Here is a 22263-nt window from a genome sequence, read left to right as displayed (position 1 = left end):
AGCGGGGGCCATTGCTCCTGTTGGGAGTGGTGTGTCCCCATCTCGCATGAGGATGCACTATGAGTATTCAAACCCTCGACAAACTTTTGATTTGTCACATCGACTGTTCCATCTGGAGCGGTAGAAAAAAACTACGGCCTGAAGATTTCAGACTAGCCAATGGCAGCCAACTTCCACCGAAGGATGTTGCCAGCTTAGGGAGTAAAAAAATTTGCGACCCTGAGGCATTGGCGAACTTTGAAAGGCTTAAGAAAGAAGCGCAGCGTTTGTGTGAGCAAGTCGGTGTGCGGTTCTTAGGTGGCTATGCCGTCCCTGAAGACCGAATTGATCAAATTGTTCCAGAACTTGACCGTATAGGTCAGGAGTTTGCGCAGTGCAAGCAGTTGTTCTTGGACAACTATGATCAGGTGACTTTTGACTGGGTTGCAAAACACCCGGAATTTGCAGATGCAATCCGGCGTGCGCTGTCACCCATCGAAGACGTGGAACAACGGCTTCAGTTCGATTATGCCATCTATCGAATGCAACCGGCTGACCAAGCTGGTGGCTTAGATGACAAGGTCAATGGTATGGGACACACCCTCTTTAGGGAGGTGGCTCGTGATGCCAATGAACTGTTTGAGCGTTCCGTTGCAGGCAAGAATCAAATCAGTCAGCGAGCCCTTAATCCGCTCAAGCGATTAAGAGACAAGTTGGATGGTTTGTCCTTCCTGGATCATCGAGTTCAGCCGATGGTTGAAGCGATGGACAATTTATTTGTTCGTCTGCCGAAGACCGGCCCTGTGACAGACAATCTCTATCACGAACTGATGGCGACCATTTTAATTTTGTCTGATCCAGACAAGATGAGAATGCACGGTGAAGGTCAATTGGATATCAGACAACTGATGCCCAAACCTGAACCTAAACCCGCACAGCCAGTATCTGCTCAGGCAGATAACTTACGTGCAATACCACAACCAACCGTCAGACCAAACCTTGGTTCGACTGTACCAAACTCATTTTATTTCTAACGTCCTTGAGGGCATGTTGCCCTTAAGGGCGCATGTCCTCTGAACTATGTAAGAGGAAATTATGCAATCAACCATCCATAACCCCAGCCAACTGAACCAGTTTGAAGCACATTTTCGTGGTGTGACTGATGCGGTTGAAAGTGAATCGATACCAGAAGTGGCGTGTTGTCGAACGTTAGTACAACGGTCGTACTCAACACATAGTGTCGTGATCCCCAAGAACCCTGTTTTGATCGCAGATGCGGACGCACAAGGAACTTGGGTAACGGCCATGGTATTTGTTCCAAACATGGCATTGCAGCAAACCGCTTTTGAGCGGGCCTGGCTGCAATATCAACACGAGGTGTCTACTCAGTTACAAGACCAGTACGGTCTGACATTGGATGACATCCTGAGTTTAGACCAGCTTAAAACGTCATTTGAGCAGCACGAGAGTCCAGCTCAATTGGTGGCTTGGTTAGGTCAAAAATACGACCTGGATAAGCTAAAAGCACAGGTTTAAACACTCACATTCCCAGCGGGGAAACGCTCCCGCTGAGGGAGTATTCCCCCTAATGATTAGGAGACTCCCATGAATCATCCATTAAAAAACGCACTGCCAATCGTAGCCGCCGCTTATGGCGAAAAGTTTGGTGTGAAGGTGCTTATTCAAGGACAAGACGCGTTTACCGATGGTGAGCGAATTGTGATCCCAACAGCAAACCCTGACGACCCACACTATCAACAGATAGCTTGGGGTTATCTGGCTCATGAAGCGGCGCATATTCGCCATACTAATTTTGACATGGTGCAGAAGGCGTCGTCCAAACCGATCCGTAAGGCACTTCTCAATATCATTGAGGACGTTCGCATTGAAAACGAATTGGCAAAGGATTATCCCGGAACCCGGCGCAGTATTTCGCAAGTGATTGAGTACATGGTGGACACACAGCAAATGTGTGTACCTGAACAGCTTGAGCCTGCATCTAACTTGCAAGCCTGGTTGTTGTTCCGCTTGAGATGCCATTTTCTGGGCCAGAAAGCGCTGACGCCTTTGTATCAAGCAGTCGATGAAAGAGTGAGACAACTCTTTCCTGCCGCAGCGATGAGCCGGTTAAGCGCCATGCTGACAGCAGTGACTAGCTTAGGCTCTACAGGCGAAGTGCTAAAACTTGTCGATGCCATCGTTGCCATGTTGGAAGAAGAATCTCGTCCACCACAGGATGAGTCGGATGCTGATAGCGGTAATGACATTGGACAAGATGCGAGTAATGACAGCAATAGCAGTAGTGACAGTCAAACCCCAGAAACAGGTTCGTCTGCAACAGGGGATGCTGCTGAAACAGGTGATTCAGATAACTCTGATCAAGCTGACAATTTGCGACAAGCCTTAGAGGCCAGTGCCGCTCAGTTTGAACCCGATACCTTTGCACAAGTGGCAGAAGTGTTGTCGGAACAAGCTGTAGGACATCAGGGCGTCACTCCACTCAGTTTGCCCCAAGCAGAGCAAGCTATGTTGGGTGATGAGGCCATCTTGACCTTATCGGCGTCTGAGTCCGCTCAAATTCGAGCCCGACTTAGGGGCATGGTTCAGTCCAGTCAGGACAATCGGAATCATGCCAAACGGCACGGTCTTCGAGTTGCAACCCATCGTCTTGCCGCTTCACAAGCAGGTGAGTCGAGATTGTTTATTCAAAGGCAACCTCGCATTGCGCCAAATGCTGCTGTGCACTTGCTGGTCGATATATCGGGTTCAATGGGTAAGCCCATAGGCGAGGGGAATCGCAAGTACTTTCATGTTGCCAATGAAGCCGCTTTGGCTTTGGCCATGGCACTGGAAGGCATACCGGGTGTTGTACCTGCGGTCAGTTATTTTCCTGGTATTCATCAGGAAGTTTCTATCGCGTTGTTGCCCAAGCAATCGGTTCGACATCGGGCCGCCTGTTTTGACCAAAAACCACGAGGTTGTACGCCTATGGCACAAGCGATGTGGTTTGCGGCAAACAGTTTGTTAGCGCAAAAACAGAAGCGAAAGCTAATGATAGTGCTAACCGATGGTGACCCAGATGATTGGGCTGCCACGCATGACATTGTTGACCGGTGCAGACGCAGTGGCTTTGAGCTACTGGGGATCGGGATTCAAACACGCAGTGTTGAGAGATTCTTTCCACAAAGCATCGTGATTAACGACGTCAAAGATCTAAAGCGTGAGTTATTCGAAGTAACACAACAACTGTTAATTCAGTAACCACATCCATTTTACCACCCTGCGGGGACGATTCCGTCCCCGTCTGGGCATGGGTTCGTCTCCGTTTTTTTTGGAGACTCCTATGAAAAACAAAAAATTCTTAGCTGGCGAAGAAGCCGGTACTTACATCGTTCCTGAGCAGGTGACCGAAGCGGATATATTAGATATGGCGCTCAAGCTTGCTCGTGGTCGATTGAGTAAAGGTCGCAAAATTGAACAGCCATCGTCGGCGTTCTCATACCTACAAACACTGATGCACGAGTATGAGCACGAAGTCTTTGGAGTGCTGTTTCTTGATACAAAGCATCGCGTTATTCGATTTGAAGAGCTGTTCAAAGGCACTTTAGATGCAGCGAGCGTGTATCCAAGGGAAGTAACAAAGCGTGCGCTAGAGCTTAATGCGGCAGCAGTGATACTGGTTCATAACCATCCATCGGGTGATCCTGAACCTAGTGAAGCTGATAAACGCATCACTCATCGACTCCGTGACGCCTTGTCACTTGTTGATATTCGAACGCTTGACCATGTTGTGGTCGCATCCGAGGGCTGCGTTTCGCTTGCCGAACGCGGTTATCTTTAATGAATGGGCGCATTGCCCATTCTCCTACATCACAAAAGCAGTCCCATCAACACACATCATCACAGCTCGAATTTCTATTTGAGTTTGATGATGCCCCAGTCACTTGGTCTGACACGGAAATCTGGCAGTTACGCGAAGGCATTCTATTGGATGCGATCCGAGTATTGCTGGATGGCCGTGTCAGTACTCGGTTGCGAAAGGATGTGTTGTCGTGGATTAAAAATGACGAATTAGCGCCATTTTGCTTTCGTGTTTGCGCGATGGCTGCGGTTGTCGATCCTGATGTGCTTCGTGATTCCATCATGTGGCTATTAAGACGACATGGTATCCAGCTTGACTAACGTTCCTGCATTAACCAAACGGCTTAATGCAGGACCCAAGCTGACTTTTACCACCAGTGGTAGGAGTCGGCTTTTTACTTAAGGAGGTTATATGGCGTTACCTTTACAAATTGAAACAGTAAGGCCATATCTTAATGGCCAATGGCTTCAAGTATTAGCGGCATTGGTGCCAGAACTTGATGCCGCTATTGCTCGAAAAGGCCGTCATGTGGCTTGCCCTGTTCATGGCGGTCGTGATGGCTTTAGGCTGTTCAAAGATGCTGAATATACCGGAGGTGGCGTTTGTAACACCTGCGGTATCTTTCATGATGGTTTTGAACTGTTGTCTTGGATCAATGGATGGAACTTTGCTCAGTCTATTGAGGCAATCGGCCAGGTTCTTGGTATTCAACCCGGACAAATACAAGCGCCTACTCGGCCAATACCGAGTAACGCTGTTGATTGGAAGGCTAAAAAGCAGGAAGAGGACAAAGCGATTATCTATCGCTTGAATCAAACCTGGGGAGAAACGTTTTCTCTTGCAGATACTCGTGCGCAACCAGTTTGGAACTACTTGCATCGTCGTGGCATTGTGACGCGGCTTCGTCCTGAATGGGATTCGGTGCTGAGGTTTCATCCAAACTTGCCTTACCATGATGAAGATGGTCTGTTTATCGATAGCTACCCAGCGCTGCTAGGTAAAATCGTTACTCAGCAAGGGCGTTCGGCCACGTTTCATCGGATCTACCTAAGTGAAGATGGATTTAAAGCGCCGGTTGAAAAGCCTAAAAAGATGATGCCCATACCCAGTGACAGAACAATCACTGGTGGTGCCATTCCTATAGGTAAGCCTGGTGAGGTATTAGGTGTTTCTGAAGGCATCGAAACAGCTTTAGCGGTTACCAGAGCTACGGGACAGACATGTTGGTCGGTTGTGAATGCAACGCTACTGGCTAGGTTTGAACCACCAAGTAATGTGAAAATGCTGTACATCTGGGCAGACCACGATCTCTCTGAGACCGGCCTGAACGCAGCGAATGAACTCAAGAAAAAAGCCTGGCAGAAAGGCGTTCTGACACAAGTCCTAATCCCTCCGATACCAACGTCACTCGGCGTGAAAAGTTGGGATTGGAATGATGTGCTGAATGTTTACGGTGCCATGGGCTTTCCGAAAGTTCATATCTGATCCAAGGGGCTTCGGCCCCTTTTTTTGCGCCTTGCATATTTGAAAAAACATGGAGAATGAAAAATAGATAACCAATAGGAGAAACAAATATGATGGTATTAACCCTGTTAACAAAGCAGATTGATGGTGAGTTTACGGTTTACTGGAAGACCGGCCTTCGAAGAGGTGGTGAGCTAAAGGTCGATTTAGGTGAGCAATACGACAAGCTACCTGAGCAGCAAAAGCCAATTGCAGCTGAGGTTTATGCTATTCATCACCTACTGTCAGTGAAAGAGGTGATGGGGAGTAACCGAAGCGGTAATGGGCTTCAAATCCGGGTCAGTAAAGGAGCCATCAAAAAGTTACAGAAACAACGCTCAACTCAGCATTCACTTTACAGCCTGACTAGGTTCTTGCTCACCCGCTACCAAGAAGCACAGATATCGGTAGAAAAACGGGAAGAATGGCTCTCCCATTCCTTCGAAGAATACTGCGTCGATAATGCTACCGTGAGAGAAATCGATGAGGTCATCAATGTGCCAAGTATTGGGCCTGTCGTGGTGACTCGTCATGCACAGGAACGGTTTGTGGAACGGCTTTCTGACGGTGTACCTAAGCATCCTTGGAAGGCTTTGTGCACTAAGCTGCTATGCTCGGGGCTAACTAAAGCCCAGTTACCAGAAAGTGTCGCTATCCAAAAAGCCAAAAAATATGCACAAGAGGCCGAGTTATGGCAGCATGTGGGGAGCAAAATGTACTTTGTTATGATTACGGGTGACTCAATGAAGACATTGGTTACGGTTTTTGCAGTTAAGTGAGCTAATGTAGTATTCGCACTTTATGAATATTACTTATGTGCCAATAGCAGAAATTCACTGAGATTCGATTAAATCGGAGCTTTTCACTGAAAGCGGACATTCGGCACGAGTTAAGCGAGACGAACTTTGGAGCATTTAAAGTTAAGTCGAATTTGCAGGTTAACTACCCTCAGGCACAAAGCAAAAATATTTGTACCCATAGATTGCCAAGGCTTGACCAGATAGTCGTCCGCTCCCAATTCCAGACCCTTGACCCGGTCTTCTACACTGTCCCTTGCGATGAGAAATAACACAGGCGTGATGGATCTGGCCTCTCTCAATGACTGCATAATTCGCCAGCCATCCACATCAGGCAGCATTACATCAAGGACAATCAAGTTATACGAGCCGGTAATCGCCAGGTGGTGACCATCGAGCCCGGTCCGGGCGAGATCTACCACAAAGCCGGATTCCATGAAGCCCTGCCGGATATAATCCCCAGTTTTTACTTCATCTTCTACGATGAGAATCTTCATCGTTCCACTCCGCTCTACAGTTCAGGCCAAGGAAGCCAGTCCATTTCATTGTCGTCAATATCAATTTTATAGTCTGAAATCTGCCCACAACATGACCAGAAAATGACAAATATGTAATGTTGGTGGCCGGAAGCTAGGTTATATCGGTGAGAAAAGCGTTGTTCGCATAACATGACTAAAATGTAATGCTTGCGGGAGCAGCCTGGTCATCTTTAACTAATAAGTTTATGGTATCATGATTCATGTAATCTCCTCCTTTAAGAAGCCGCAAAAAACGCGGCGCAAACTGCCTGCTTATTTGAAAAGGTGCTTATCCATGGGTCACGATAATTCTGAGTCTCATTGTCATCACCATACACCCTCCCACACGGGCTCAGGGCTTACAGACCCGGTCTGCGGCATGGGTGTAACGGCAGACTCTGCCCAGCATGTTGAGCATGCGGGTAAAACTTACTACTTCTGCAGCACCAAATGCATGAATAGATTCCAGCATGACCCTGAGAAGTTTCTTTCACCAACCCCGCCACCTCCCTCGGAAGCGGTCAAAGGCACAATTTATACGTGCCCGATGCATCCGGAAATACGTCAGGACAACCCCGGAACCTGCCCTAAATGCGGCATGGCACTTGAACCCCTGATGCCCAGTCTGGAAGATGACAATCCCGAGCTGGACGATTTTTCCAGGCGATTCTGGTGGACATTGCCTTTTACCGTCATTGTCACGGTGCTTGCCATGTTTGGGCCACAGCTTGGCTGGTTCGAGATGGCGACGCAAACGTGGATAGAGCTTGTACTGTCGCTTCCCGTGGTGCTGTGGGCCGGACAGCCGTTCTTCGTACGGGGTTGGCAATCAGTGGTCAACCGCAGTCCCAACATGTGGACGCTCATCGGCTTGGGTACCGGTGCCGCCTTCGTCTACAGCTCGCTGGCAACCGTAGCTCCCGGTATATTTCCGGAAACATTCATGTCCATGGGGCGTGTGGCGGTTTATTTCGAAGCCGCAGTGGTGATCATTTCCCTTACGCTGTTTGGTCAGGTGCTGGAGCTTCGCGCGCGTTCCCAGACATCCGCTGCCGTCCGGTCATTGCTCGGTCTGGCGCCCAAGACGGCCCGCCGTATCAATGCAGACGGAACAGAAGAAGATGTACCGCTGACGCATGTGCATGAAGGTGATCGTTTACGCGTACGTCCCGGTGAGAAAGTTCCTGTCGATGGCATTGTTGAAGAGGGTGCAAGTTCTCTCGATGAATCCATGTTGACTGGTGAATCGTTACCCATCAGCAAGCGCCCGGGTGACAAGGTCATAGGGGCAACGATGAACACCTCTGGTGCACTTGTGATCCGGGCGGAGAAAGTCGGCTCGGCCACTGTGTTGTCACAAATTGTCCAGTTGGTGGCTCAGGCCCAACGCTCTCGGGCGCCGATGCAACGGATGGCTGATTTGGTGGCGGGTTACTTTGTCATGGCGGTGGTAGCCATCGCCATCCTCACCTTGGTCGTGTGGGGCATGTTCGGCCCGCAGCCAAGCTGGGTCTATGGCCTGATCAATGCGGTCGCTGTTCTGATCATCGCTTGCCCTTGTGCGTTGGGGCTCGCAACGCCCATGTCAGTCATGGTTGCTACCGGACGAGGCGCAACCCAGGGTGTTCTGTTTCGTGATGCAGCAGCAATAGAAAATCTGCGCAAAGTCGATACGCTCATCGTAGACAAGACCGGCACCTTGACAGAAGGCCGACCCGCATTCGATCAGGCTGTTTCCGCTGGCGAGTTGGACGCCGATGAAATCTTGCGCCTGGCTGCCAGCCTCGATCAAGGCAGCGAGCATCCTTTGGCTGACGCTATTGTCAGCGCTGCGCGCGAACGTAATTTGGTGCTCAGCCCAGTGGACGACTTTGACTCGGGTAGCGGCATAGGCGTACGGGGCAAGGTTGAAGGCAAAATAATGCTGTTGGGCAACACTGCGTTCATGCAGCAGGATAACGTCAATGTTGATGGCCTGGCTGCCACCGCTGAGGGATGGAGGATAAAGGGTGCGAGTGTGATGTACCTGGCGGTTGACGGCACACTGGTCGGCCTACTCGCCGTTTCCGACCCCATCAAACAGAGCACCCCTGAAGCGGTACAGGCGCTCAAGGCCGCGGGAATCAGGGTCATCATGGCTACTGGTGACGGTATTTCAACGGCAAAAGCGGTCGCCGAACAACTAGGCATAGACGAAGTTCATGGCGAAGTGAAACCGGCCGACAAGCTGAATCTGGTTGATAAGCTTCAATCAGAAGGTTGCATCGTTGCGATGGCGGGCGACGGCATCAACGATGCCCCGGCACTGGCCAAGGCGAATGTCGGTATCGCTATGGGAACCGGGACGGACGTAGCGATGAACAGTGCGCAAATCACCTTGGTAAAAGGAGACCTGCGGGGTATCTCGATTGCCCGGGACCTGTCAAACAAGACTGTTCTCAATATGAAGCAGAACCTTGGTTTTGCGTTCATTTATAATGCGTTAGGCGTTCCACTGGCTGCTGGCGTCCTGTACCCGTTTGCCGGGTTGCTTCTATCACCCATGTTTGCAGCCCTGGCGATGAGTCTGAGTTCAGCGTCCGTTGTATTCAACTCGCTGCGGCTTCGTGGTTCCGTTTAAGCTGGATACGTCGAGGGGGTAGCGGAAAATGGCGAGTCTCTACTCGCCATTTTTCTTCGGTTTTTCGGGTAAGGGGATTAAATGGTTGATCTTACCTTTGCATGAGAGTGAGGCAAACCGGCATCTCATCGGATTATCTGGTTGGACATTCGGGGTCAGATCCAGCTGTTGTTCTCACTGCAACAATTGCATTGATATGCTTAACGGGCGAAATAAGTGGAGTCAGACAAAAATTAAATAACTGAGACCCCGTGCCGCTTCACCGTTAAATTGCGTATCTGATCTAAGCTGACTACAATGTATTACATTGTTTTGCTAAAGGTGAAAAGCATGAGCGTGACGACAGTTCGCTTACAAGCCGAGGTTGAGCAGCAGTTGGATGCTATCGCTAACAGGCTTAATCGCAGTAAAGGCTGGGTGATTAATCAGGCCTTAGCGGAATACATAGATAAGCAGCAGTTGGAGCTAGCTCGCTGGCAACAAACCCTGGATGCTATGGAATCTGCAGCGCAGGGAAAAGTGGTGGACGCCGGTGAAGTGCACAACTGGTTAAGCAGCTGGGGAACGGAACATGAACAGGCTGCACCGGGATCGGTTAAGTGAAATTAGTTTATACCGATGAGGCTATCGGCGATTTAAAGCGTTTACGGCAGTTTATCGCCGTGCATAATCCAACCGCCGCCAATAGAGTAGCTGCAGAGTTAATAAGTAAAATTCAGCTGTTGCCAGCCTTTCCTAAGCTCGGCACTCCGGTTGCGCTGGCGCCTGTGCCGGATGTCATTCGTGACATCATCTTTGGCCACTACGTTGTGCGTTATTCATTACATAGCAACACCATTATTATTCTGCGGGTATGGCACGGGCTTGAAAATGAACGCTAACCATTGGCCAGGTTGATGCCATAATCCGGCAACGCCGCCAGAGCGAACAAAATTTAATCTCGAAACGTCAACAAGCCCTAATAACTACAGGCTAATAAATTAAACCCGCTTCGTTCGCCGAAGTGGGTTTTTTTAATTTTATGATTTCGATTCTAGATGAAATTGCATTTTCTGAATTCGTACCGCGTTGACAATTGCGAGTAGAGCAACGCCCACATCTGCAAATACTGCTTCCCACATGGTGGCCATTCCGCCAGCACCAAGGGCTAATACGATTATTTTTACAGTAAATGCCAAAGATATGTTTTGCCAAACTATACGTTTGGTTTGTTTACCAATTGCAATAGCTGTAGGAATTTTGCTGGGTTTGTCATCTTGAATTACCACATCTGCTGTTTCGATAGTTGCGTCACTCCCAAGCCCGCCCATTGCAATTCCAACATCACTTAGCGCGACCACAGGCGCATCGTTAACGCCGTCCCCCACAAATGCAACTGTTTCATTTTTTCCCTTTAACTCTTTTACCTTGTCGACTTTATCCTCGGGGAGAAGATCACCAAATGCATTTGGGATTCCCAGTTTCTGCGCTACGAACTGTACAACGGTATTTTTATCGCCACTAAGCATAGTAATATTGATACCTAGTTCCTTTAGTGTATCTACGGTTAATTGGGCATCTTCTTTTATGTTGTCAGCGATGGTGAGGTAACCAGCAAACTTATTATCGTAAGCAAACGCAATGACGGTATAAACAATTTTGGCCGGGTCTACATCGTAGGAGACATTGAATTTATTCAATAACTTGAAATTGCCCACTAGTAATTCTTTGCCATTAATCTCCGCTTTCAATCCATGCCCGGAGATTTCCTCAACATTGGAAAGTGTAATTGAGCTATCAACCTCTCCTACGTATTCGTGTATAGCTGTGGCGACCGGATGAGTGCTTTGGTTCTCCAATACATTTACCATTCGCAAAATTTCTTCACGATCAAAACCATCCTGAATCAGTACATCCTGTACCTTAAATACACCTTCAGTCATGGTTCCTGTTTTATCCATTACTACATTTTGTATTGTTGAAATTGAATCGAGGAAATGGCTTCCTTTGAATAAAATGCCGTTTTTACTTGCCGCACCTATTCCTCCAAAATAGCCTAGCGGAATACTGATGACCAATGCACACGGACAGGAGATCACGAGGAATATCAATGCTCGATAAAGCCACTGATTAAAGTCATAGGCATCTACAACGAAGTACGGTACTACGCAAATTAAAATCGCAAGCGCTACAACGATTGGGGTGTAGATTTTGGCGAATTTGCGTATGAATAATTCTGTTGGAGCTTTCTGCGCAGTGGCATTTTGAACGAGTTCCAAAATTCGTGAAAGCTTGCTGTCTGTGTATGCAGTAGTAACCTTTACTTGTGACACCGTGTTGAGGTTAATCATACCTGCGAGAACACTTTCACCTTTGCTCTTACTATCCGGTTTGCTTTCACCAGTAAGAGCTGCCGTGTTAAATGAGGCTTTATCGGACAGAAGTTCACCATCTAATCCAAGTTTTTCACCTGCTTTGAGCTGAATAATTTCTCCAATATTTACAGTTGCTGCTTTACGCACTGTAGTTCTATTCCCGTCTATCACAGTCACTTCATCTGGGCGCTGATCTAGTAACGCTTTAATATTAGTTTTTGCTCTCTTTACTGCCAAGGTCTGGAATACTTCCCCAACAGAGTAAAAAAGCATTACTGCAACACCTTCAGGGTATTCACCGATAATGAAAGCTCCGATGGTCGCAATACTCATAAGAAAGAATTCGGAGAAAATCTCTCCCTTCATAATGCTTTGGATTGCTTCTTTGATTACCGGCACGCCTACTGGTAGGTAAGCAGCTATGTACCAACCGATTCGAACCCAACCAGTAAACCAGGATTGTGGAATATAATTATCGAGGGCAATAGCAATCAATAAAGCTATCAGACTGATCGCTGGTGGTAAAAACAACTTCACATTGCTATCGCTATCGGCATCATGGTTATGTCCATCGTCATCACTATGATCATTATGGCTATCCGTAGAGCAACAGCTGTTGTTAGCATGTTTGTGTTTAATTAGATTGTCCGCAGCCATATTAATTTTCTCCTCTTGCGTACAGCAAAGCTGCTTTCCCTGAGCGTCATATACATGTTGATGGTCCATAGCGATTCCTTAACTGATTAAAATTTATGAAGCTAGTCTAGCGCTTTAGTTTTCTAGGGTTAATTTTAATTTCGAGAGTATTGAGCTAGTTCAAAGACATTAACATTTTATTCAACAGGTGAACGTTAAAGATCGATGATTCCGTCAATTTGCTAGTTAACTGAGACTCTTATCCAAATCTCATAGTTCACGTTAGAGACTATAAAATTTTCTGTGTAAGTGGCTGTTTATCATAACGATACTCGGTCACCGTACATGATCATAAACTGCGTCATGGCTGGCTTCCAATCTCGTAGTGGCATTGTCCACTTTTTAGCAATCTGGTGTAAAGCCAGATATAGCAACTTCAGCACCGCATCATCACTTGGGAATGACCTTCTGGTCTTGGTGACCTGACGCAGGCTGGCATTAAGCGATTCGATGGCATTGGTGGTGTATATGACCTTGCGTATCTCCGGTGGATAGTCGAAGAACACACTCAGCCTTATCCAGTTATCGCGCCAGGATTTGCTAATGCTCGGATGCTGGTTATCCCAGGTTTCGGCAAACTGCTCCAGCGCCTGCTCTGCCTGTTGCAGGGTTGCTGCGCCATAAATAGTTTTAAGGTCTGCTGCAACAGCTTTACGCTCTTTCCAGCTGACGAAGCGCAGGCTATTGCGGATTTGATGCACGATACATAGTTGCACCTGTGTTTTAGGGTAAACGGCTTCAATCGCATCCGGGAAGCCTTTGAGGCCATCAACGCAAGCGATGAAGATGTCTTCCACGCCCCTATTTTTCAGCTCGTTCATCACCGAGAGCCAGAACTTGGCACCTTCGGTTTGCGCTATCCATAAGCCCAGCAACTCTTTCTCGCCATCGGTGTTTACGCCAAGGGCTAGGTAGACAGACTTGTTCTGGATGCTGCCGGAATCGCGGCTGCGCACAACCAAACAGTCCAGATAGACTATCGGGTATACCGATGCTAATGGCCGCTGCTGCCAGGCTTTGACCTCGTCCAGTACGGCATTGGTGACCTGAGAGATAAACGTCGGCGAGACTTCAACACCATAGGCTTCTTCAAAGTGGGCCTGAATATCGCGGGTTGACATACCTCTGGCATACAGGGAGACAATTCGCTCATCAAAGCCACCGAGCTGTTTCTCGCCTTTCTTGATGAGCTTAGGCTCGAAGCTGCCATTGCGGTCTCGCGGTGTTTCAAGCTCAATATCGCCGTGAATACTGCGCACTGATTTACGACTTTTACCGTTGCGGGAGTTACCGGTGTTTTTACCGGCGGCATCATGTTTGGCATAACCTAGATGCTGCTCCATCTCGGCTTCAAGGGCGCGTTCGGCAAGCTTTTTGGTCAACTGCTTAAGGATACCTTGCTCACCAAGCAGGTCTTCCGGGGATTTGTAGTCAGCTAATAACTGGTCGATAAGCTGGTCTGATACTGGCATTCTTTATTCCTTTCAAATACATGGATAGAATGCCACTTACACAGATTTTTTTATACTCTCGACTTCGGGTTGTACATAGAAGACATCAACAACGGCAGCAGGATTTACTGATCAGTAATGAGCTCACATTGGATATTCAAAGCCATAAATGCTGCTTCCGGAATAAGGGAGTTCATTTGACAACTCGGGAGTTTTTGTTACTTAAAGAGTTAATGCTGCATCCTGGAAAAATCTTATCTAAACAACACTTAGAGGAGATTAATACGGGCTGGAATGGCGATAATGAAGGTAACTCTTTAGAAGTACATATCCACAATATCAGAAAGAAAACAGCGACTTATATAATTAAAACAGTCCGGGGTTTTGGTTACATGCTAAAGAGCCACGATGAGAATTAGAAGTTTACGACGTATCCTGCTCTTGAGCATCAATGGGGTTATCCTGTTATTTATGCTCATCACAGGCGTTAGCACATTTTACAGCACTCATCACGAACTGGATGAGCTTTTTGATGCGCAACTTGCTCAATACGCGAGACTGGTTCGTCATCTTCTTTTGGAAAAGCCATCCGGTGTCACAGATCCAAATACTATTATTGAAGTCCCCCGCATTATGGAAGACGATGCACAGACAACAACTGCGCAGGAACGCACGCTCGAAGGCCACAAGTACGAAAGTAAAATTGCAGTTCAAGTATGGCGTCAAGATGGCAAACTTCTTCTTCGTTCGGCGAATGCAGGTCCCCTTCCTATGCAACCGATGGAAGCGGGATATCATGTTATAAAGTATGACGACCATGAATGGATCGGGTTTAGTCTATTCGCTGCCGATCTCGATGTCTGGATATTCACTGCTCAACGTGAAGATTTTCGCGATGAATTGAGTGTCCATGTGGCGCTTGACCACTTGATCCCACTTTGCATCGCACTTATTCCAATACTAATGCTGGTTTGGTTTGCGGTATATTGGGGCACCAACCTGATTAAGGTTTTATCTATAAAACTATCTCAAACAGGTCCGAACAACTTGAAACAACTGGATCTGAAACTACCCAGAGAACTTGAACCTTTTCAGCATGCGATAAATTCTTTACTGGCAGAATTGAAAGAATATGTTATCAAAGAAAAGAGATTCATTGCGGATGCTTCACATGAGCTGCGAACCCCGCTGAGCATACTCCAGCTCCATACTGACAACCTGTCTGAAGCAAAGTCGCCTGCAGATATGCTAAACGCTAATCTGGCAATTCAAAAAAGCACAAAGCGGCTCTCTCATCTGGTCTTCCAGTTGATGGAAATACAAAAACTGGAGCATCTGGATCAATTGAGGTTTCTGCCAACTGTATTGTTGAATGTCCTCTCTGATGCCATGGCGCAGATTGAAAGCAAATATCTGGATAATGTTAGTTGGGATATACAGGTTGATTCGGCCACCAAGTTACTCGTTGAAGCTGCATTATTTCAATGTGTATTACGGAATCTTCTGGATAACGCAGCCAAATATGCCCAAAAAGGCTCTGTGGTCAAAGTGAATGCTGAAGAAGAATTGACGTTTTGTAAAATTACTATCCGAAATTTCATCTCAACTGAACCAACACCAGATTTGCCCCGTCTTGGTGAACGTTTTTTCCGACATGCCGCGAACCAAGACATTGAGGGTTCCGGTTTGGGCCTGTCAATCGTTCGGAAAATAATCGATTTACATCAAATAGAATTGACGTATCGAGTAAGTAATAACGAAGAGTTTATTGTGGAGTTAAAGGTACCGAACAACCTGAGTTAACATTTGTTGTTATGCCATCAAACATTTAAATCCTTAATAACAATTGATTTAAAAATGTTGATTATAAATTAAAAAGTTATAAATGGCCTTCAATATACGGTCATATCTTCATAGTGTCGTATTGCGTTGAAAAAAGGACCTCATTGAGAAGCTGTTGTTTAGGGAATGCTTCGAGTCGAAGCACACTGTTTTATAGCTGCGTCTTGCTCCGCCATAGTTACAACACTTTATTCCCTCCGGAAAATCTGGGGATGAGGCGGATATAAATCAGTTCACTGACCAGCTCCACCAGGGTTTGAGAAATGATCACTGCCGGCAGCACAGGGATAGCGCCAGGGACAGCCAACGCCAGTGGCAGGATCACCAGTGAATTACGTGTACCCGCGCTAAAAGCGACAGCTCTGGACGCTGGAATATCAAGCTGAAACGCACGTGAAACCGCCCAACCTATCAGGGGCGCTGTGGCTGCAAAAGCAATAAAGACCGGGACTACTTGCAATGTAGTGTCAATTGTCGTTTCAAGTTGAGGGATAAAAGCTGCGATCACAACAAAGAGTACCAATGCTGTAGCTGGCACTGGCCATAATCCAAGTACAGCGGAAACTCGTTCGCCGCTTGTATGACGGCACGCCCAGTATTGAACCACTGCGGCTAACAAGAACGGGATGGCTATCAGCCATATGAACGCGTCAATAAACGGAGCGGCTTGCATCAGCTCTGCGGCCGCCTCACCGAGAAACAATCCAAGATAGGCGGGTAACAACAGCATTTGAATGACCAGTAATGCTGGCGTTGCCGCCAACAATAACCGGGCATCAGCACGCCCTAAATGTGAGAAAGTAACGACGTAATCAATACATGGCGTCAATAATACAAACAAAACACCCAGCCTGATCAACGGCTCGTCAGGTAACCACGGCACTAAACAGGCCACGAGCACCGGAACTATCAGAAAATTGGTGACGAGCAACGCACTCAGAAACCGCACATGTGTAAATGCACGTCTTAGATCAGATAGCGGCACTTGCAGGAAGGTCACGAATAGCATCAAAGCCAGTGCCGGATTAATCGCCTGCTCCAGTACCGCACACACATTCAGGCACTCTTTCGCAACGCAGCTTTTAAAAGCGGGAACAGACATTCGTACAGTTCAAGAGCTGTTAGGGCATACGGATTTGAAGACAACTCAAATATATACACATGTCATCGGTCAACATTCATCAGGGACAATTAGCCCTATAGACCGATAATTTCGTTTTAAATAAACCGGGCTTCATGTCCGGTTTTGCGGTAAAAGCGGTCATTCGCATGCGGATTGTGTTGAAGTGCTGAATCTCTGCTTTTCGCTCAAAGCGGTCCAATCATAAATTTGGCTCGTTAAATTTAGCTGTTGTTACTGTTACTGGTCACAACAGCTAGTCAGAAACACATACGATTCATTCATCTATCTGGCCAATCGCTCTTACCGGGATCATTAGCATGTTAGCTCTATGAAATTTTCTGGAGCTGACAATGAGAACCCCCTTGTTCCCTTGGTTCATCCTATGGGTGACCATCCCAATCATTATTTTCTTTCTATTCATCCTGCCCGCCCATGCTAGTGATGGGCAATTCTATCAGCGTGGTCAGGAAGGCTGGTTTTGGTATCAGGTTATTCCTGAACCTGAGCAGCCTGATGAGCTGATAGAGCCGAAAGCTGGTTTCGTGGAGTCCAGTCAGAGCGAACTAAAGCCTTTTAGTGCCGCATGGTTCCGAGAGCACATGCAGTCGTTCATGGACAAGGCAATTGATGAGCCGACGAATGAGAATGTCAGAGCCTATCTGTATCTCCAGCGAGTCATGATGGATAAGGGCTCACAGTTTGCTGATGTTAGTCAGCAGGTTGTCATGGGCGATCCTGTTTTGGATGAAATCAGTCGTAGACCCTTGGCGACCTATGCTGCCAATCGGATGGATCGAGAAGCTGGCGCTCAACGGGATGTTGCTTTAGGTGAAGTAGCAAAACGGGCTGGCTTGTTCTTCTTCTATCGTTCGGATTGCCCTTATTGCCATGCTCAAGCGCCTATCATCGAATCCATGGCTTTGAACTACGGTTTTGAGGTGTTTGCTATTGCTGTCGATGGCTTGCCTTTACCAAGTGGAGAATTTCCAAATTACAAAGTCGATTCAGGACAAGCTCAATCCTTGTCCGTTACGACTGTTCCTGCGGTTTTCTTAGTTGACCCGCCTAATGTCATCACTCCGATTGGCCAGGGCGCAATGAGCCTTGATGAGCTCAATAATCGAATCATTCTTGCAGCCCATCAAGCCGGTTGGATTGACGATCAAACTTACTATGCCACCAGACCTGTTCAGCCCGGCGTTTCACTCGCGATGTCAGCCCAAGAGCTTAACGAAAAAATATTACAGGACCCTGAGTTCCTTGTTCGCTATCTGCGTGCACAAGGAGGGTTATAACGATGAAAAAAGTATTCCAAGTATCGCTAATCGCCTGTGCGATTGGTTTTTCATCTATGAGCCAAGCAAGCTTGCAACAGGAGATGAATCAGTTGTTTGGTTCAATGACCAACACCACTGCGCCTGGTGTATTCGAGAGTCAGCGGCGTGGCGTTATATCTGGTGGAAGTGTTGTTGTTCGTAACAGGATCATGAACGAAAACCTCGTCTCTATGGTGCCTCCGTCATTCCAAGCTGGTTGTGGCGGCATTGATATGTTCGCTGGAAGTTTGTCATTTGTTAACGCGGATCAGTTTGTTCAATTACTTCGCTCTGTAGCGGCAAATGCCAAGGGGTACGCATTCCAATTGGCGCTCAGTGCTATGTGTGAGAAATGCTCCCAGCACATGGAGACACTGCAAAAGAAAATCCAGCAGTTGAACGAGTATTTTGGCAATTCCTGTCAAATGGCTCAGGGAGTCGTGAACGATACTCTGGCTGCTTTTGGTAAGAAGGGGCAAACAGAAGCCAGCATGTTGAGCTCTCTCAAAGGGGCTGGAGACGTTTTTACCAGTTGGAGTGAGTCCAACGGTAAGAACCCTTATGAGAATGCTTCAAGTGTCGCGGCATCTGATGTGAACAAAACGATTAAAGGTAACTTGGTCTGGCGAGCACTGAAACGTCACTCGGCATCAAGCTGGTTTGCATCGGGGGATGATCGTTTTCTTGAAGCGGTTATGTCGGTGACTGGCTCGATCATCGTTGGTGATTTAGCGAATGCGGCTGATGGTCAAGGTAAAGCCCCAAAACTGACCAGACTGAATGGCAATAAAGTGACTATTGAGCATCTAATTCATGGCGGTAACGTCGCTATGTACCGATGTGACACAGTGACACAAGACGGCTGTCTAAATCCGACAATCGCTAACGTGACCCTAACCGGGTTATCAACTCAGGTCGAAAATTTACTTCTTGGTACAGGTTCTAGTAACGGCATTATATTTAAGTTTGCTCGGAATACTGGGGCAGCTAGCACCACCGAAAAGGCTTTTATGACCTCGGCTCCTGCAAGCATTGGCGGCATGATTCGAACACTTTCAGCATTAAATGAAGGGGCTGCTAGGTCGTTTGCTTCAAGAGCTGCGCCATTTATTGCTGTTGAGATGGCCCGGGCATTGGTTGAAGACATGCTCAACGCAGCTAGAAGCACATCTGGTGTGGAAGATCATGCCTATGCGAAGTTGTTAACCGAAGACCTTGAACGTGCACGTCGCCAAATCAATGAGGAGTACGCTGCGTTGCAGCGAAGATACGGCTCAGAGCAAGAATTGCTGGCGCATTTTAACCAGGTGATTCAGACCATTCGCAAACAGCGTTATTACACCGTTAAATCTACGGCGCTGGGGGAATAGGTCATGTGGGAAATCTATTCCATCGGGGATTCGGCTTTTTTAGAGCAGGTCCTGAACGCTGTCGCGATGATCACTGGTACAGGCGATTTTACTTCAATGGTTCGCATTGGCTTGCTCATTGGGGTATTGATGGTCTCTGTTCAGGCCTTAATGCAAGGTGGTCGTGGGATTAACTTTCAACACGTCTTAGTCTCATGGCTAGTCTTTGCAACCATGTTTGGACCCAGTACCCGAGTGAGCATTGAGGATGCGTACACGGGACAAGTTCGAGTGGTTGATAATGTGCCCATCGGTGTTGCTGCCGCAGGCAGTACGATTTCGACTGTTGGCTTTCAAATCACGCGATTGTTTGAAACGGCGTTCTCAACTCCCGCCATGACGGAATACGGCTTTGCATCCAGTTTACAGTCACTGATTAAAGTGAGAAAACAGGTGATGGATCGCTCTGGGTTGGGTGATGCAAATCGTGTCGGTGGCTCAGATATCGAACAATCGTGGTTTAACTACATCAAAGAATGCACCTTGATTGGCATCGACATAGGCCAAAAGAACCTAGATCAGGTGCTAAGTGATCCTAACCCGATGACTGCGATTAGGTTTGATTCGCGCATTTATGGCACGCGCATCATGCTAAGTGGTAGCAGTAGTGATTTGGACTGCACCGATGCCTATAGCCAGCTGAAACTCATGACAGAATCAACCTTCATTCCAAGGCTTAAACAGGTTTTGTCAGCCTCATTGGGGACTTCGTCAGCAACGGATACTGATGACGTGATCCGAAATGCACTGAATAACCTTGGTTTGGCTTCGGTTAACACCCAAGAGTACATGACCGCGTCAGTGCTTTTGCCTATTTATGAACAAAGCGTGACGGGCAAGTATATGGATGATCAAGCTTTCACCGCAGCCGTTATGGTTAACCAAGCAATTGAGCAGCGCAATACGCAATGGGCGGCGGAGCAGACCCTGTTCCAAAGCATTGTTCGTCCGATGATGACGTTTTTTGAGGGTTTCATTTACGCCATCACCCCATTGATGGCCTTTGTGATAGCCCTTGGCCAAATCGGGATGCGAATGGCCGGGAAGTACTTGTTAATCCTGCTTTGGATTCAACTTTGGATGCCTGTCATGGCCATCATTAACCTGTATATTCATTTAACCGTTGCAGGGAAAATGTCGGCTCTTGATGCCTTTGCAGGTACAGAAGTGCCATCTTTTGCTGGGATGATGCAGATGGATTCAGTGCTGCAAACCTGGATAGCTACTGGCGGCATGTTGGCGTCGAGTGTTCCGGCAATTTCGCTCATGCTCGTGTATGGCTCAGCAATAACCGCAACCCACTTGGCTGGACGTCTTCAAAACGGCGATGCCATTGATGAAAAGCTGGCTAGTCCAGATGTCTCAAAAAATGCCCCGGTGATGCAATCACAGTCAATGTTCCAAAATTCAGCCCTCACTGGTTCTGCAATGACCGGTGCGTCAAACTTACTAAGCAGTTTCTCTGTCGGAAACGCAGTGGGTTCAATGGTCGGCTCTGCAAAAGATTCCATGACTCAGGCAACTCAAGCCTTTAGTCGTCAGGTTGGCAATACCATGAGTCGAACTTTTGGTGAAAAGCTAAGTTACGACAACCTTTCTTCGGTTGGACGTCAGATCGGTTCTTCTAATTCCGCATCTAGCGCCGTTGTTAATCAGGTTACTGATGACCTGCAAACACGGTATGGTTTCGGAGACGATAAAAAAGACGCTGTACGTGGCTTGGTATCTGGCGTGTTATCGGGAGGCCTAAGGGTCGGTGGCGATGGAACTATTACAAATACCGGTGATAAAGAAGTAGCAGACAAAGGGTTCTTGGGAAGATTACTTGGTACAGGGGGGAATGACTCCCCACAAGGTAGCTTGCCTGGAGTCGATAAGCCTGAATCCTCAAGAGTGCCAAAAATATCACGGTTACGAGCTGGGTTGGATCTAGGTGGTAACTTTAGTGGCCAAGTTGAGTCATCAGAAGGCAGTTCTCGATCTACGACCGCAAATACGCTCACTGGGGAGATGCAAAGCTTGGCATCAAGTGATTCACGACGTGCTGAGTATCGCGATGCAATGGTTAAGGACCTTTCAGATTCAAGACGTTCTGGCGTTGAGATGTCCTTGTCTAACCAAGACTATCAGTCTCTTCAGAGTTCAGCACAAGACGTTGTCACGGCATCAAACCGCTTTAGTGAGCTTGATCAGGCCAGCTACAGTCTATCAGGACAAAGAAATACTGATGGTGCGACGTTAACCCGATTAGCGGCGGATAATCCTGAAGTCATGGATTATTTAGGTCGCTATATGAACCAGCATGTTGAAGCCGGTAACCGATTACGTGAAAACCTTCCAATGTATCAGCGCTTGTTACCTGATGATAATCAGGCGTATGTGGCCGCAGCTATGGAGTCTTTAACCTATAGCAATTCTTCAACGCCCGCTGAACGGGACAATGATTATCAAGCAGCAATGACTGTTATGGCCATGGCTACCGGAGCCGATTTACGATCAATTCAGCCGCGCTCAAATGAAGGCTTGTCATCAACTGCACCTACTTTTGGTGGTACTCAAAGCCAAGTTGAATCGGGTGTATTGGGCGGCTACGAGGATGCAGCAACAGTTCAAACTCAGTTCAACGCAGCTCAATCGGCTTACCAAACCAATCTGTCTGGTATAGAGTGAGCTTACGGCAGCGTAGCTCAACTTATTTCAATTAACCTGATTTAATCATTGTAACTAAATCAACCCGGTCACAATGATGCCAGATAAACTCCTTAACACCCTCGCTAACTTTGAACAGTGGCG

General features: G+C 47.4%; 18 protein-coding genes and 2 pseudogenes. 16 read left to right on the top strand and 4 right to left on the bottom strand.

Going from position 1 to position 22263, the window contains the following annotated elements; genetic code table 11:
• The first annotated feature begins 59 nt into the window (after positions 1-59).
• The 7 genes from IEW93_RS17285 (at position 60) to IEW93_RS17255 (ending at position 6123) form a co-directional block, all read left to right on the top strand.
• Positions 60-1013 carry a DUF3150 domain-containing protein gene (locus tag IEW93_RS17285; RefSeq protein ID WP_053426188.1) on the top strand — a complete coding sequence of 318 codons (954 nt, stop codon included), beginning with the start codon at positions 60-62 and terminating at the stop codon, positions 1011-1013.
• Positions 1014-1074: 61 nt separating this feature from the next.
• Positions 1075-1515 (top strand): hypothetical protein, encoded by a 441-nt coding sequence (locus tag IEW93_RS17280; RefSeq protein ID WP_161747932.1) that lies wholly within the window; start codon positions 1075-1077, stop codon positions 1513-1515.
• A gap of 69 nt (positions 1516-1584) precedes the next feature.
• Entirely contained in the window at positions 1585-3240 is a 1656-nt protein-coding gene (locus IEW93_RS17275) for a VWA domain-containing protein (protein WP_188740519.1), read from the top strand.
• Positions 3241-3322: 82 nt separating this feature from the next.
• Positions 3323-3820, top strand: coding sequence for a RadC family protein (gene radC, locus IEW93_RS17270; RefSeq protein WP_000791199.1), 498 nt, complete (start codon positions 3323-3325; stop codon positions 3818-3820).
• Positions 3820-4161, top strand: coding sequence for a hypothetical protein (locus IEW93_RS17265; protein ID WP_001014427.1), 342 nt, complete (start codon positions 3820-3822; stop codon positions 4159-4161). Before radC ends, IEW93_RS17265 begins: the two co-directional genes overlap by 1 nt.
• A gap of 91 nt (positions 4162-4252) precedes the next feature.
• Positions 4253-5326 (top strand): DUF7146 domain-containing protein, encoded by a 1074-nt coding sequence (locus IEW93_RS17260; protein WP_188740518.1) that lies wholly within the window; start codon positions 4253-4255, stop codon positions 5324-5326.
• An 89-nt stretch (positions 5327-5415) separates the two neighbouring features.
• Complete coding sequence (locus tag IEW93_RS17255) at positions 5416-6123, top strand: hypothetical protein (protein WP_188740517.1); 708 nt, start codon at positions 5416-5418, stop codon at positions 6121-6123.
• Between the two features lie 206 nt (positions 6124-6329).
• On the opposite strand, the pseudogene IEW93_RS17250 reads toward IEW93_RS17255, so the two are convergent.
• A pseudogene (locus IEW93_RS17250) lies at positions 6330-6638 on the bottom strand (response regulator); the annotation flags it as partial.
• Between the two features lie 316 nt (positions 6639-6954).
• On the opposite strand from IEW93_RS17250, the gene IEW93_RS17245 reads away from it, so the two are divergent.
• The 3 genes from IEW93_RS17245 to IEW93_RS17235 all read left to right on the top strand — a co-directional run bounded on the left by IEW93_RS17245 (position 6955) and on the right by IEW93_RS17235 (position 10160).
• The gene (locus IEW93_RS17245) at positions 6955-9279 is read left to right on the top strand and encodes a heavy metal translocating P-type ATPase (RefSeq protein WP_188740515.1); all 2325 of its coding nucleotides are present in this window, start codon (positions 6955-6957) and stop codon (positions 9277-9279) included.
• A gap of 330 nt (positions 9280-9609) precedes the next feature.
• Complete coding sequence (locus IEW93_RS17240; RefSeq protein ID WP_019677808.1) at positions 9610-9882, top strand: CopG family ribbon-helix-helix protein; 273 nt, start codon at positions 9610-9612, stop codon at positions 9880-9882.
• Positions 9879-10160, top strand: a complete 282-nt coding sequence (locus IEW93_RS17235; RefSeq protein ID WP_019677809.1) for a type II toxin-antitoxin system RelE/ParE family toxin — start codon at positions 9879-9881, stop codon at positions 10158-10160. Before IEW93_RS17240 ends, IEW93_RS17235 begins: the two co-directional genes overlap by 4 nt.
• Before the next feature lie 138 nt (positions 10161-10298).
• Here IEW93_RS17235 and IEW93_RS17230 read toward each other — a convergent pair whose 3' ends face one another.
• Together IEW93_RS17230 and IEW93_RS17225 are read right to left on the bottom strand one after the other, a co-directional pair.
• Entirely contained in the window at positions 10299-12359 is a 2061-nt protein-coding gene (locus IEW93_RS17230; RefSeq protein WP_188740514.1) for a heavy metal translocating P-type ATPase, read from the bottom strand.
• Between the two features lie 230 nt (positions 12360-12589).
• Positions 12590-13801, bottom strand: a complete 1212-nt coding sequence (locus IEW93_RS17225; RefSeq protein WP_188740513.1) for an IS256 family transposase — start codon at positions 13799-13801, stop codon at positions 12590-12592.
• A gap of 176 nt (positions 13802-13977) precedes the next feature.
• Here IEW93_RS17225 and IEW93_RS22065 point away from each other — a divergent pair, with 176 nt between their 5' ends.
• Both IEW93_RS22065 and IEW93_RS17215 read left to right on the top strand, forming a co-directional pair.
• The gene (locus IEW93_RS22065; protein ID WP_229706709.1) at positions 13978-14199 is read left to right on the top strand and encodes a helix-turn-helix domain-containing protein; all 222 of its coding nucleotides are present in this window, start codon (positions 13978-13980) and stop codon (positions 14197-14199) included.
• Positions 14189-15583, top strand: a complete 1395-nt coding sequence (locus IEW93_RS17215) for an ATP-binding protein (RefSeq protein ID WP_011919302.1) — start codon at positions 14189-14191, stop codon at positions 15581-15583. Before IEW93_RS22065 ends, IEW93_RS17215 begins: the two co-directional genes overlap by 11 nt.
• Positions 15584-15800: 217 nt before the next feature.
• Here the strand turns inward: IEW93_RS17215 and IEW93_RS17210 are convergent, their stop codons facing one another.
• A complete protein-coding gene (locus IEW93_RS17210) occupies positions 15801-16724 on the bottom strand; it encodes an arsenic resistance protein (protein WP_188740512.1) in 924 nt (307 codons plus the stop codon).
• Here IEW93_RS17210 and IEW93_RS17205 point away from each other — a divergent pair.
• From IEW93_RS17205 to IEW93_RS17190, 4 genes and pseudogenes are all read left to right on the top strand, one after another.
• Complete coding sequence (locus tag IEW93_RS17205; protein ID WP_188740536.1) at positions 16630-16833, top strand: tyrosine-type recombinase/integrase; 204 nt, start codon at positions 16630-16632, stop codon at positions 16831-16833. The two genes, IEW93_RS17210 and IEW93_RS17205, sit on opposite strands and share 95 nt — an antisense overlap.
• Positions 16834-17095: 262 nt before the next feature.
• Positions 17096-18040, top strand: a complete 945-nt coding sequence (locus IEW93_RS17200) for a thioredoxin family protein (protein ID WP_125891652.1) — start codon at positions 17096-17098, stop codon at positions 18038-18040.
• 2 nt (positions 18041-18042) lie between these two features.
• The gene (locus tag IEW93_RS17195) at positions 18043-19431 is read left to right on the top strand and encodes a conjugal transfer protein TraH (RefSeq protein ID WP_029628494.1); all 1389 of its coding nucleotides are present in this window, start codon (positions 18043-18045) and stop codon (positions 19429-19431) included.
• A 3-nt stretch (positions 19432-19434) separates the two neighbouring features.
• Positions 19435-22137, top strand: a pseudogene (locus IEW93_RS17190) (conjugal transfer protein TraG N-terminal domain-containing protein); the annotation flags it as partial.
• Between the last annotated feature and the right edge of the window lie 126 nt (positions 22138-22263).

The sequence above is a fragment of the Shewanella inventionis genome, assembly GCF_014641855.1.
Taxonomy (GTDB): Bacteria; Pseudomonadota; Gammaproteobacteria; order Enterobacterales; family Shewanellaceae; genus Shewanella; species Shewanella inventionis.
This window is presented reverse-complemented; position numbering and strand designations above follow the sequence as displayed.